The following is a 13578-nucleotide window of genomic DNA, read 5'->3' as shown; positions in this document are numbered from 1 at the left end:
TGTTGTACTGTGCCATTACACTGTTTCCATTTGTAAATACAAAGATTTTTTTACTCCTTGAATGATATCTTTCGTTTGTGGGAGCATTTCTTTTTCTAAATTTAAGTTATATGGAACAGGAACATCTTCCGCCCCCACTCGTTGTACCGGTGCATCCAGATCATCAAAAGCCTCCTCTTGAATTCTGGCAGCAATTTCAGCTCCCCAGCCGTAAGAACGAGTCGCTTCATGCACAACAACTACTCGGTTCGTCTTTTTTACTGACTCCTTAACTGTTTCTATATCTAGAGGAACAAGAGTACGCAAATCAATTACTTCAGCATCGATTCCTTCTTTTTCTAATTCTTTTGCAGCTTCAAGCGAAAACTGTACCATTCTTGACAGCGTAACAATCGTAACATCCTTTCCAGACCTTTTAATATCCGCCTTTCCTAAAGGAATCGTGTATTCCTCTTCCGGAACTTCTCCTTTTTGAGAGTAAAGCATTTTATGTTCAATAAATATGACCGGACTTCCTTCCCGGATGGATGCTTTCAATAATCCTTTCGCATCATAAGGGGTAGAAGGTGCAACGACTTTGAGCCCCGGAATATGTGCAAATAATGTTTCAAGGCTTTGCGAGTGCTGGGCGCCATTTCCTCTTCCCCCGCCGCCTTGTGTACGTATTACCATTGGAACGCTCGTTTGTCCTCCAGACATATAGGCCATTTTCGCTGCCTGATTAATAATTTGATCCATCGCTACTAGCGAAAAATCAATCCACATAATCTCAATGATCGGCTTTAACCCCGTCATCGCTGCCCCAACTCCTGCTCCGATAAATCCGGTTTCAGAGATAGGTGTATCGATGACTCGTTCTTTTCCGAATTCATCAAACAAACCTTTTGTCACCTTAAAAACGCCGCCATATGAACCAATATCTTCCCCTAAAAGGATTACTCTATCATCTAATGCCATTTCTTCTTTAAGAGCTTCATTGATTGCTTGGACATAACTGATGATTCTATTAGTAGACATCATTAAAGATCTCCTCCATTTCAGGTTCTTCAGATTTCATCGCACGTTCATATGCAATGTCAATTTCTTGTATGACTTGTTGTTGTATTTCATCTAATTCTTTTTCGTTCAATACATTTTGTTTTAAGCATACATCCCGAAAATATCTGATCGGTTCTTTTTGTCTCCATTCCTCCACTTCTTCTTTTGTTCGGTACGTCTCCGCATCACCGATCATATGTCCTAACAATCTATAAGTTTTGGCTTCTATAAAGGTAGGCCCTTCACCTGAACGCGCCCGTTCCACAGCTTGTTTTGCAACCTCATATACAGCTCGCACATCATTTCCATTCACGATGATCGACGGAATGCGATAGGCCAGTCCTCTTTCTGCTAAATGCTCATTTAATACAGCATTTTTAATTGGCGTCATTTCTGAATATAGATTGTTTTCGCAAACGAAAACGACCGGCAGTTTATAGATCGCAGCCAAATTTAGAGCTTCATGAAATGCTCCTTGGTTTGTCGCCCCATCTCCGAAAAACGCAACAGAAACTTGATTCTTTTTCAACGTTTTGATGGATAAACCTGCTCCGACAGCAATTGGAATACCTGCACCGACGATGCCATTCGCTACTAATATCCCAAGCTCTTGAGATGTAATATGCATAGGGCCCCCTTTTCCTTTGCAATAGCCTGTCTTCTTCCCTAAAATTTCGGAAAATAATTGAAAAGGATCGGCCCCTTTTGCTAATGCTTGACCACGCCCCCGATACGTAATGGAAATATAATCGTCTTTTTTCAAATTCATACAAACTCCAGCTGCTACAGCTTCTTGGCCAATAGATGAGTGAAGTGATCCACCCATGAGTCCTTTTTTGTAAATTTGAATGCTTTTTTCTTCAAATACACGTATCGTGTTCATAATCCGCCATGCTTGTATGAACCAGTTTTTATCCCAATTGAAATTGTTTTCATTTAAGTGGTATGTTTGAAGCAGCTCTTGCATTTCCATAAACCTCCTTGTATTCCATCACCATACAAATATGCTTTTGCTAGAATCTTGATTTTATTATGGTTACAGTCAATTACGAACATAGATAGGCTTTAAGAATGAGTCACAATCTCATCTAAAGCAGAGGCGATTTTCCTAGTCGTTTGAAAAACTACGGGGCTGTCCAAAAGGTCAGGGTTAACTGACTTTTTGGAGCCCCTTCATTTTAGGAACTTATCAGAACCATTTTTCCTATCTTGTTTATATCCTTCAGAAGGCTTATGAAGGACTTTTCTTATGCTCTCTTTCTGAATTAAGTTCTTCAAAAGTTTTATAACGGACATTCAGCACATACAATTGCTTCTTGTTGGACTTCATTGCCTCTATGAGAACATGTACAAATTTGATTCCATTATTTTTGTCCTTCACAGTAGTATTTCTCCCAAATCCTTCATTTTAGGAACTCATCAGAACAGCCCCTGATTATTTATTTAACCAGCCAATTCCGATTGTTTTAATTTTTCTGCAGCTGCTTTTACCGATTTAATAATTCCTTGATATCCTGTACAACGGCACAAATTACCGGACAACGCTTCACGAATTTCTTCATCGGATGGATCAGGATTTTCTTTTAAAAATTCGTAAACAGATATCACAAATCCTGGAGTACAGAACCCGCACTGCAAACCATGATTTTCCCAAAAAGCCTCCTGAATCGGATGAAGGTGATCAGGCGTTCCTATTCCTTCAATGGTGGTAATGGAGCGATTATCTGCTTGAACCGCTAACAGCAAACAGGAACGGACTGCCTGACCGTCCACCAATATCGTACAAGCGCCGCATACCCCCTGTTCACAACCAACATGTGTTCCCGTTAAACCTAATTCTCTCCGGAGAAAGTCACTTAGTAATGTCCGAACATTCACTTCACGCTCATATACCGTTCCATTGACAGTGACCGTGATTTTTTTGCGAGTAGTTTTATCTATCATGTAAATTCCTCCCCCTACTTTTCATTATTTATTTATTGTTTCCTCACATTTTCTTTAAAACTTTTCAAACCCCGCACAAATGCTATATGAAGAAATATGGGTAAAGGGATGTTTTCTTATCTATGAGGAAGTGAAACATCCCGTTATAACCCCCTTGAATTTACATTTGTCTCATGGTCGCTTCTATTGGGACCATTCGGTGTAACCGCGAGTGAAGGCGAACATGTTCTCCGTACACTTACAAAAATTCGTCTGTATTCCGAATTAAAGCCGCAGCGATCGGTGGTGACAGCATTCGTAAAAAGAAGACCGCCGGCTCTCGGTATGATCAAGCCTTTTATAGCGGTCATTTTGTCTGATTCAACACCTACAAATGACCTTTCTTCAATGGTTCAAAGTCAATGATTGAATTTTCGAAAATGAAACGAGCAGCGATTATCTCGAGCTCTTTTCGGAAAAGATGAATGCAGGTAATGACTGTTACTAGTGTCATTTGCTTAATTTTTTCATCGAGTTATAATACAAGTGAGTCCTCTTTGGTTTTTCGTTAGGGAAACGGCCTCAAACCCTTATCAAAACCAAGGGGACTTTTTATTTTTCTTCATTACTGAAATGTTCCTTTAATTTGTTGGTATGCCTTTTGTAAAGCCCGAATACTCAATACGGATGACGCTTCTTTTCGATACTCAGCACTGGAAATTTCAGAAACACGGCGTCCCATAATTCTCGAAAGCTGCAATGTATAGCCAGCTTTTGCATCTGCTTCAGGATCTGGATTGACTTCATTCTTTATATCGTTTGCTAGTTGATCAAGAATTTCCTGAGTAAATGGTTTCCCAATCAATTGTGAAACAGATTGCACTTTGTAAGGGACACCTTGAGGGCTGACATTCCCTAAAGCTACCTGCGCATCTTTCACCGTGTCATCTTCATTTAACTGAAGAGTCGCCGCTGATGAAACAATGGGAATATGTCCATGTCTTCTTGTTACTTCCAAAAATCCATATCCCGTATCTTTTGTTAATTTTGGGAATATGATTTCGACAATGATTTCATTTTGCTTCACTGCTGTTTTAAAGTGGCTGACGAAAAACTCTTCTCCGGAAAGTACGCGTTTGCCATCAGGACCGGCAATGACAAACTGAGCATTTAACACACGAGCAACGACTCCGTATTCAGCGCCTGGCGGATTTTGTCTCAGGCTTCCTCCTATCGTACCTCGATTGCGGATCTGGAAATGCGCAATATGGGTAACGGCTTCCTGAAGCAAAGGACAATTTCGTTTTACAATTTCAGACTTTTCAACGGTGCGGTGCCTTGTTAATGCCCCGATTTTAATGGCATCACCCGTTTCTTCAATATAATCAAGATCTGTGATCCCATTTATATCAACCAAACATGAAGGACGAGCCTGCCTTAAATTCATTTCCTGCATCAGACTTTGTCCTCCAGCGATGATGACTGTATTGTCTCCGTACTTTTCGAGTGCGGTTATCGCTTCATTTACACTTTTAACAGCCACATATTCAAATGGAACTGGTTTCATTCATTCTTCCCCCTAACCTATCATTTTCCGGAAGATAACGCTTTCAAAGAATCATTACCTTCGTAAGATACAAATACAATTCGAAAATCTCCAATTTTCACAATCATATGTTCCATTTCTCCCACTGTAAAGTGCGCGAGAATCTCACCTCCAGCTTCCAAAACAGCAGGATGAACGTCTTGTATGTTCTCCACACGAAGGTGAAAGCTTCTCAATGATTCTTTCTCTAAATCTGTCTCTTCTAAAAGTTCAATTCCTAGCGGAGAAAAAGCCACTTTTATCACGGAATCGTTTATTTGCACATTTTGCCGCTGAAAAGTTGTTCCGAAGAGCTTCGAAAAAAATGTGATCGATTGATCGATGTCTTTTACCTGCAATGCCACTCGTTCAATTCCTTTAATTTTCATGAACTGACGTCCCTTCTTTTAGTCCGTTCCTATATTTTTTTACTACTTCATAATCATGACTAGGAAGAACAATATCAGCCTCATTCTTAATTCGAATCATCGCTCGATAGGTAGCCTCTAAATCGTAAAATAATCCAGGTGGAATTTCTTGATTAATATTTAATTCAACATTTCTGGCAATGTCTCCAAGAATAACGGCGGTGCCGAATTCCGTTTGGACATAAACTGCTTGGCTGCCTGGCGTATGAGTGTTTTGGAATAAGACACATTTCACTCCAGGAGCAATTTCTGTATCCCCTTCGATCAAATGAACTTGAGGCCATAAAGGGTCGATTAATTCTGCAATGTCTTTTCTATCGTAAAATAACGCTCCTCCCCCTATTTCCAGCTGTGAAGAAACCATCGGTGCCGCAGCAGCCTGCAATTCAGTGCGTTGGACGATGAATTTTGCATTCGGAAATTCGGCGCATCCTCCTGCATGATCATAATGAAGGTGAGTTAGGATTACTTTTTTTATCTCTTCAGCTGTAAAGCCATGGTTCTTCAATTGGGTGCGAAGGCTCCATTCAGGTTTTGTCCGATGAGGACCTAAGCCATGGACGGTCTGGCAGCGTTCAGCATCTCGAAAACCGGTGTCAACTAAAATTGGCTCTTCCTTAAATGTCGGAACTAAAAGCCAGGCTAAAATCGGCACCGTTACCATCGATTTGTCACGGCTCAGCGACCAAAATGTATCTAATACCTTTGATACATCTGCTTCTCCAAGCACCAATGGGTATATTTCCCAATTATGATTTGACATTTTGCATTTCCCCTTGCTTAATCCATTCTAAAACTCGTTCAGGAGTAATTGGTAAATCTTTTACAATTACACCAAAAGGTGATAAAGCGTCTTCTACCGCATTCGCTACTGCTGCTGGAGACGGAATCGTTCCGCCTTCTCCCATTCCTTTTGTACCAAGCGGTGTAAAAGGTGATGGGGATTGCATGTGAATGGTTTCGATGTCTGATACATCCATTGCAGTTGGACATAAGTAATGCTGAAAATCAGGGTTTGTCATGAATCCGTTGCTGTCATATGCAAGGTCTTCTAACAGCACGCCGCCAATTCCATGTGCGATGCCGCCGGCAATTTGTCCATCTGCAATCATAGGATTGATAATTGTGCCGCAATCATGGGAAACAACGAATTTGTCTACTTTCACAAGCCCGGTTTTAATGTCAACCTCTACTAGAGCAACAAAGACTCCTGTCGGATGTGTCGTATAAAGATTGACTCGCCCGTGTTCATCAGGCTCCCACTTCACTACTTTACTCGTCCATGTATAGGTTGCTTCTAAATTGCAATCTATTCCTTCCGGCACTGTCGCATAAGGTCCCGGCCATAGATAAACTTTATTGCCGATTTCTTTTAAACTGATGGCTGCTTCCGGATTTGTCGTCCCTTTAACCCTTACTGTTCCATTTGCCATTTCAAGATTTTCCGGATCTTCCTTAAGCAGATAAACGGCAATTTTTAAAAGCTTCTCCTTTAACATCTTGGCAGCTTCATATACGGCAGAAACAGTATACGTTGCACCTCTGGAAGAAAATGGACCTAATCCGTACGGCGTAATATCCGTATCTCCATAAACAAATCGAATATCGTCTATATCTACATCCATAACTTGTGAAACAACTTGTGGAATCGTTGTTTCAACCCCTTGACCTATGTTCTGATGGCTGGTTAATACTTGGAAATGTCCTTCAGGCGTCATTCGTACAGTTGCTGCCTGATAACCATTAAATATGCCATTAAAGACAGCAGCGCCAGACGGCTCAAGCATAGCGGCGATTCCAAGTCCAATGTACTTGCCTTGTTTACGAAGCTCTAATTGTTTCTTTTTAAAGTTTTGATAATCAATTTTATCCATTACGAGATCCATAAGTTTATCAAAATCTCCGCTATCATAAAGCGGTCCAGAAATTTGTTGATAAGGAAATTCGTCTTTCTTTATAAAGTTGCGACGTCTTAATTCTTCTGGTGATATACCAAGTTTTCGAGCTGCTATATCCATCATCCGCTCAATAGGATAATTGGCAATATCCTTTCCATATCCGCGGTGCGCACCATAAGGCGCTTTATTTGAAACGACCCCAATGATTTCTACGTCATAAACAGGCACTTTATATGGACCTGGAAAATAAGCACCTGCAACCGATAGAGCAGGGGTTCCCGGTGCATGGCAAGTTCCATCAACCCCAATATGCTCCACCATATCGTTTCACTGATTTTCATCAAGTGTCAAAATCCTTGATATGAAAGGAATTTGGCACTTTTTCTTTTTCATGGAATGTCAATACATTTCATTTAAACGTAGTCAAAATGTTGTCGTTTCTACAGATTTACATAGCTTGAAAGTTGCTAATGGCGAGTTTAGAAAAGAATGGGCTGAAACATTTAACATTGCTGGATCTAACATACTTGACATATCGAGAAATGTAGATATAATAAATGGTATGGATCTGATTGAAGTGTTCAAGGCGTTGTCTAACGAGTCGAGGCTGCAGATTTTGCAATGGCTGAAGGAGCCTGAGACACATTTTGTGCCCCAAGAAGGAGTGGATATGCGGGAAATCGGGGTGTGTGTCAGTCAGGTGACGGATAAGTTGAATATGACACAGTCGACGGTTTCGCAGTATTTGTCCATTCTGCAGCGGGCCGGACTGATTCAAACCAACCGGATCGGCAAATACACGTACTACAAACGGAATGAAGAGAAAATAAAGGAATTGGCAAATTTCTTGAATCAGAATCTTTGAATAGCGGACTGAATACCTCACACGTATTCAGTATTTATTTGACCCATTAAATCGACATATCGGGATATGTATATATAAAAAGGAGTGGAATGCATTGTCCAGCACGTGGAGAGTTTATTTATTGGCACTGGTTTCATTTTTAGTGGGGACATCCGAGTACATTATTTCCGGTATCCTGGATATGATCTCGGATACCATGAAAATTTCCGTTACTTCAGCAGGGCAGCTCATCACGATTTTTTCTTTTGTGTACGCCATCGGCACCCCGATCCTAATGGCGCTCACGGCCAAGTCGGAACGACAGAAACTGCTGGTGTGGGCACTTGGCGTCTTCGTATTGGGAAATGTGCTTTCCTACGCTTTGCCCGGCTATACATCGTTTCTCGCAGCTCGGGTCATCATGGCGCTGGGCGCGGGAATGACTGTCGTCACCGCTTTGGACATTGCCGCGAAAATTGCCGCCCCTGGCAAACAAGGCAGCGCGATTGCCACTGTAGTGATGGGCTTTACGGCTTCCCTGATTATCGGCGTGCCTCTCGGACGCGTCGTTGCAGCCCAATTCGGGTGGCGAGCTGTTTTCGGTCTGCTGGCACTGGCCGGTCTGGCGGCCATGATCGTTCTGTACGCCAGCATCCCTCGGGTTCAGGGGGATAAACCGATGCCGTTGTCCCGGCAACTTGCCTTCTTGAAAAACGAAAATGTGGCGTTGGGGCTTGCGATCACCTTTTTCTGGCTTGGCGGATACTCAATCGCCTACACCTACATTTCGCCGTATTTGCTGGAGGTTGCCGGGTTGGGAGAAGAGATGCTGAGCGGCGTGCTGCTCGCATTCGGCATCGCCAGCTTGATCGGATCCAAATTCGGTGGTTTCAGCACGGATAAATGGGGGGTATTCCCGACGCTGTCATGGGGGATGCTCCTGCACGTCATCGCGCTGATTCTCCTCTCGCTGACCGCGGCCAACATGCAATCGTGGCTGTCGGTCGTGATCCTCCTGATCTTGTGGTCGTTCGCGGCATGGTCCTCCGGCCCGACGCAGCAAGCCAATCTCGTTAGGATTGAACCGAATTATTCCGGCATCATGCTGAGCCTGAACCAATCCATGATGCAGTTGTCCATGGCTGCGGGCGCCGCAATCGGAGGTGTTGTGGTCGACCGGGTGTCTCTGTCATCCATTACATGGGTCGGGATGGTTGGCGTCGTTATTGCGATCGTGGTCGTGTGGTTGTTGAAGCTGCGATTGAGTGCCGGCCGGTAAGTTGTCGGGGAGTATTCCGATAATTGACACAGGAAGGGCTGTCCGTCCAGGATGGCCTTTTTCGTCGTCGTAACAAAAAGAGAAGGAAAAAATATTTTGTCGGCGTATTATAACAGTAAACCCGGTTCGGGATGAAGGCGGCATACGGCCCGGAAATATCTTGGTACATACGATATTCGTGCTCGGCCGTCTTGACGAAAGGCTAGGGTGGGTATAATTTAACTAGAGAACCTCATCCTAATCCTGTTGGGAGATAAGAAGCCCTCATGTCATACCTTTTACTTGTTATCGTCATTCTGTTATTTTACTGTTTGTTCATTCTCCCGACGCAGTGGCTAAAAATTGAGCGCGTGCGCCATCCGATCGGGTTAAATAAAAAGGTGTTGCAAATTAGCGATTTTCACGTTGAACGGTTAAGAATCAGCCAGGAGAAACTGAGGCACATCATTCAAAGGGAAGATCCCGACTTCATTTTTTTAACCGGTGACTTTACTAAAAAAGCAAAACAGATGCCGCGATTGAAAAAATACTTGGAGGTGTTTCAGGGAAGCGGACGGCCGACGTACGCGGTACTGGGTAACCACGACTATAAGCAGCCTTCCGTGGGAAATTTAGTAAAGCAAATTGAAAGATACGGCATTCAAGTGCTTCGAAACGAATCGGTTCGACTTGACGAGTTCACCTTGATCGGCATTGACGATTTCGTGAGCGGCCACAGTGATGTGGACCAATCGTTTCGGAATGTTGACAGCGATTTACCGAATGTTGTCATCACCCACGATCCGAATGTCGTGTTGACAATCAACCGACGGTTTGATTACTTAATGGCCGGCCACTTTCACGGAAAACAGTTTAACATTCCGTTTCTGTTTAAACTGAAGCCGATGGGTCCGCTTCCGGCGATGGGGATTTACAAAGGCTTGCACCATAATGCGTACGGAACGTACTACATCTCTAAAGGCATCGGGCAAACGGGTTTTAACTTCCGGTTTTTAATCCGAAGCGAAATAACGGTGCATCACGTGTAACGGCGTCTCACCGCATCCCGTGATACATGGGAGGGTGAGCGACCATAAGTTGTGTGGAGAATAGGGCAAGGTCATATCTTTTTTCAACCAAATGTTCACAATTTGGCTGTTAGGATGGATTAAACCCCGTTTGAATATTCTGCACTCTTTGCATAAGCTCTGTCCACAAATACATTCAAAAAACGAAGTTTGAGCAATTCTAAGAAAACAGGAGCATTTTGAAGAAAAACGAAGTATATAGAGGGAGTGGGAAGATGAGAGATATTTCGATATTAATTGCTGAAGATGATGAGGAAATTGCTGATCTTATTGCGTTCCATTTAGAAAAAGAAGGGTACCATGTTGTTAAAGTATCAGATGGACAAGAGGCAGTTCGTGTTGTGGAGAATCAGGCATTTGAGTTGCTGATTTTGGATATTATGATGCCGAAAATGGATGGATATGAGGTAACTCGTCGTATTCGCGAACAATATAATATGCCTATCATTTTTGTAAGTGCCAAAACTTCTGATTTTGATAAAGTACAAGGGCTTGTAATTGGAGCTGATGATTATATAACAAAACCTTTCACCCCTATTGAATTGGTTGCTCGGGTAAATGCTCAGTTACGACGCTTTATAAAGCTGAATCATCCCCAAAATGATAATAATACGAACTTGGAATTTGGTGGACTAGTGATTTCCCTTGATCAACGCACGGTTACTCTATATGGTGAAAACATTGAGCTGACACCAAAGGAGTTTGATATTTTGTATTTACTGGCTAGTCATCCAAAGAAGGTTTACAGTGTAGAAGATATTTTTCAGCAGGTGTGGGGCGAAGCATACTTTGAGGGCGGTAATACCGTTATGGTCCATGTTCGTACAATAAGGAAAAAGCTTAGAGAAAATAAACGAACAAACAAATGGATTAAAACTGTGTGGGGCGTTGGGTATACATTCAATGGCTAAATTCTCAAGAAGTTTTCGTGCAAAAATGATTATAACATTTGGCTTAAGTATGTTTCTCTCGGGTACAATCACGTATATCATTTATAAAGTCCTTCAATTTTTTTATTACACTGTAGTTGATTATGAAAGTCCGTTAGCCCATTTTCGCCAAATCATTAGACAAATTGGGGACATTAACTTTTTTTTACTAATTTTTATCCCACTTTCGATATTGTTCTTCTTTTTACTCACTAGGCGCTATTTGACCTACTTTAATAAGATTTCAAACGGTATTCATCATCTCGCTAATGGCAACTTTAGTCACCGTGTTGAAATTCATTCAAATGACGAATTTAGGGATATTGCGCAAGATATTAATTTGGCTAGTGAAATATTGAAACAGGCCATTGAAAAAGGGGAATTTTCGGAAAGCAGTAAAAATCAGTTAGTCGTAAATTTAGCTCATGATCTGCGTACACCGCTCACTTCCGTATTAGGTTATTTAGATTTAATCCTTAATGATGAGAATTTGACGGAGGAACAAGTCAAACATTTTTTGACAATTGCTTTTACTAAATCTCAACGTTTAGAAAGTCTAATTGATGAATTATTCGAAATAACGAGAATGAACTATGGCATGTTGCCAATTGAACAAAAGTACATTAATTTAAGTGACCTCCTTCATCAATTGAAAGAAGAATTATATCCTGTCTTCACGAAAAATAATTTGACCGCTCGAATGAACTTGCCTCCCTACTTACCTATTATCGGTGACGGAGAGCTTTTAGCACGTGTGTTTGAAAATCTTTTGATGAATGCGACTCGGTATGGTTACGACGGTCAGTTTGTAGACATTAACGGCTTTATTGAGTCGGAGGAAGTTGTTGTACAAGTTGTGAATTATGGTGATCGTATTCCTCCGGAGGACCTCCCGCATCTATTTGATATGCTCTATACTGGAGACAAAGCAAGAACTCAAAACAAAAATAGCGCTGGTCTTGGATTGTTTATTGCGAAGAATATTGTGGAGCAACACAACGGTTCAATTACTGTTGAAAGTAGTGTAACTCAGACAGTTTTTGAAGTCCGTTTACCAAAGGGAAGTCAAACATTAAGAAATAATGGAGATGGAATAAATTCAAATACTTGATTTAAGAAAAATTTAAGATTTACCCCACTCTTTTTTTAAAAAGTTTTAGCTATTCTTTTAAACAAGGAAGAATTAGGAGGAAGCTAAAAATGAAGAAGTGGGGATTTTTAATTTTATTTATAGTGGGCTTGTGTTTTGTTTTCATAATTAATGGCTCTTTTTTTGAACCAAAAGTAGAAGTACGAGAAGATATTCAACAGGAAAATGATAAAGGAGAGGATTTTGATAATATCCAAACAATAAAGATTACAGAAGAACAAATCTATCAAGGTAATCTGCTTTTGGTCAATAGTGAATATCCTGTTCGCCAAGAAGGTATTAAAACAGATGTCGTGAACCTTTTTACACACAATGAATTGGTGAAGGGATATGGATTGTTATATAACAATATTTATTTGTCAGAGGATATAGCACATGAATTTTCGGAAATGATTGCTGCCGCAGAAAAAGAGGGAGTTGATAATTTTTGGATTACTAGTGGCTATCGAACCTTAGATGAGCAAAGGAAACTTTATGAAGAATTGGGCCCTGATGTTGCTTTGCCTGCCGGATATAGCGAACATAATATGGGGTTAGCGCTTGATGTAGGAACTACTCAAACGACGATGGATAAAGCACCTGAAGGAGAATGGATAGAAAAAAATGCTTGGAAATACGGATTCATTTTACGTTATCCAGAGGATAAAACGGACATTACGGGAATTCAATACGAACCTTGGCATATTCGCTATGTTGGTTTACCTCATAGCGTGATTATGAAGGAAAAGAATTTTGTTTTAGAAGAGTATTTGGATTATCTCAAAGAGAAAAAGAAAGTTACTGCTGAATTTGATGGTAAAAAATATACCGTTTCTTATCATTCGTTTTCCGAAAACATGACTATTCATATACCGAAAAATCAAGAGTATAAGATTTCAGGTGACAATATGGATGGAATAATTGTGACTATGTACGACTAAAGGACAGAAAAGGACAAACAAAATGACGGATCTATTATTTCTACCAGACCTTAAAGCAATTGAACCATCGCAGGAAAATGAAACCGATATGATGTTTAAAGTGGAAGCAATAGATCCACCCGAACGTTGTCCAGAATGTGGATTTGACAAACTTTACAAACATGACTCACGAAAGCAACTAATCATGGATTTGCCCACGACAATACCAATTTGAGACTCCTAAATGGCTTGGGATTGATGAAATATATATCATCCGTAAACCTCGTCTTGTATTGACCAACGTAGAGCGTAGAACCATTTTCGATATTAAGCCTAATCGTAACAAGGAAACAGTCATTCAACGCCTTACAGAGATAGGAGACAGACTTTACATTGAATACGTCACAATGGATATGTGGAAACCTTATAAAGATGCAGTATATACCGTTCTTCCACAAGCTAAAGTGGTTGTATATAAATTTCACGTTGTCCGTATGGCTAATCAAGCCTTGGATAGCGTTAGGTAGGCTCTGAAAGC

At 41.1% G+C, this 13578-nt stretch carries 13 protein-coding genes and 1 pseudogene; 7 read left to right on the top strand and 7 right to left on the bottom strand.

The window, feature by feature from the left end; genetic code table 11:
• Window positions 1-15: 15 nt before the first annotated feature.
• The 7 genes from NSS70_RS02905 to NSS70_RS02875 all read right to left on the bottom strand — a co-directional run bounded on the left by NSS70_RS02905 (window position 16) and on the right by NSS70_RS02875 (window position 7193).
• The gene (locus NSS70_RS02905) at window positions 16-1020 is read right to left on the bottom strand and encodes an alpha-ketoacid dehydrogenase subunit beta (RefSeq protein WP_340880901.1); all 1005 of its coding nucleotides are present in this window, start codon (window positions 1018-1020) and stop codon (window positions 16-18) included.
• On the bottom strand, window positions 1007-2005 hold the full coding sequence (locus NSS70_RS02900) for a thiamine pyrophosphate-dependent dehydrogenase E1 component subunit alpha (RefSeq protein ID WP_144597185.1): 999 nt from the start codon (window positions 2003-2005) through the stop codon (window positions 1007-1009). The genes NSS70_RS02905 and NSS70_RS02900 overlap by 14 nt, the downstream gene beginning before the upstream one ends.
• A 476-nt stretch (window positions 2006-2481) precedes the next feature.
• Entirely contained in the window at window positions 2482-2982 is a 501-nt protein-coding gene (locus NSS70_RS02895) for a (2Fe-2S)-binding protein (RefSeq protein WP_063386354.1), read from the bottom strand.
• Between the two features lie 604 nt (window positions 2983-3586).
• Window positions 3587-4528 carry an FAD binding domain-containing protein gene (locus NSS70_RS02890; RefSeq protein ID WP_340880899.1) on the bottom strand — a complete coding sequence of 314 codons (942 nt, stop codon included), beginning with the start codon at window positions 4526-4528 and terminating at the stop codon, window positions 3587-3589.
• A gap of 20 nt (window positions 4529-4548) precedes the next feature.
• Window positions 4549-4935, bottom strand: a complete 387-nt coding sequence (locus NSS70_RS02885; RefSeq protein WP_339198640.1) for a VOC family protein — start codon at window positions 4933-4935, stop codon at window positions 4549-4551.
• Window positions 4925-5737 carry an N-acyl homoserine lactonase family protein gene (locus tag NSS70_RS02880; protein WP_339198637.1) on the bottom strand — a complete coding sequence of 271 codons (813 nt, stop codon included), beginning with the start codon at window positions 5735-5737 and terminating at the stop codon, window positions 4925-4927. The genes NSS70_RS02885 and NSS70_RS02880 overlap by 11 nt, the downstream gene beginning before the upstream one ends.
• Window positions 5724-7193, bottom strand: coding sequence for a xanthine dehydrogenase family protein molybdopterin-binding subunit (locus NSS70_RS02875; RefSeq protein WP_339198634.1), 1470 nt, complete (start codon window positions 7191-7193; stop codon window positions 5724-5726). The genes NSS70_RS02880 and NSS70_RS02875 overlap by 14 nt, the downstream gene beginning before the upstream one ends.
• 241 nt (window positions 7194-7434) lie before the next feature.
• On the opposite strand from NSS70_RS02875, the gene NSS70_RS02870 reads away from it, so the two are divergent.
• From NSS70_RS02870 to NSS70_RS02840, 7 genes and pseudogenes are all read left to right on the top strand, one after another.
• Window positions 7435-7737, top strand: a complete 303-nt coding sequence (locus tag NSS70_RS02870) for an ArsR/SmtB family transcription factor (protein WP_339199948.1) — start codon at window positions 7435-7437, stop codon at window positions 7735-7737.
• Between the two features lie 94 nt (window positions 7738-7831).
• Window positions 7832-8995 (top strand): MFS transporter, encoded by a 1164-nt coding sequence (locus tag NSS70_RS02865; protein ID WP_339198630.1) that lies wholly within the window; start codon window positions 7832-7834, stop codon window positions 8993-8995.
• A 266-nt stretch (window positions 8996-9261) separates the two neighbouring features.
• Window positions 9262-10023, top strand: a complete 762-nt coding sequence (locus tag NSS70_RS02860) for a metallophosphoesterase (RefSeq protein WP_339198627.1) — start codon at window positions 9262-9264, stop codon at window positions 10021-10023.
• Between the two features lie 254 nt (window positions 10024-10277).
• Window positions 10278-10973: a vancomycin resistance response regulator transcription factor, VanR-F/VanR-M family gene (gene vanR, locus NSS70_RS02855; RefSeq protein WP_212967287.1), complete on the top strand. Its 696-nt coding sequence runs from the start codon at window positions 10278-10280 to the stop codon at window positions 10971-10973.
• Window positions 10966-12102: a sensor histidine kinase gene (locus tag NSS70_RS02850; RefSeq protein ID WP_306068156.1), complete on the top strand. Its 1137-nt coding sequence runs from the start codon at window positions 10966-10968 to the stop codon at window positions 12100-12102. The genes vanR and NSS70_RS02850 overlap by 8 nt, the downstream gene beginning before the upstream one ends.
• Window positions 12103-12191: 89 nt before the next feature.
• Window positions 12192-13061 (top strand): VanY-A/VanY-F/VanY-M family D-Ala-D-Ala carboxypeptidase, encoded by an 870-nt coding sequence (vanY, locus tag NSS70_RS02845; RefSeq protein ID WP_339198620.1) that lies wholly within the window; start codon window positions 12192-12194, stop codon window positions 13059-13061.
• Window positions 13062-13083: 22 nt separating this feature from the next.
• Window positions 13084-13564: pseudogene (locus NSS70_RS02840) on the top strand (transposase); the annotation flags it as partial.
• Between the last annotated feature and the right edge of the window lie 14 nt (window positions 13565-13578).

It is taken from the genome of Aeribacillus sp. FSL K6-2848, assembly GCF_038004325.1.
In the GTDB taxonomy this organism is placed as follows: Bacteria; Bacillota; Bacilli; order Bacillales; family Aeribacillaceae; genus Aeribacillus; species Aeribacillus composti.
Note: the sequence above shows the minus strand (reverse complement) of the source record. Positions and strands in the feature narration are given on the sequence as shown.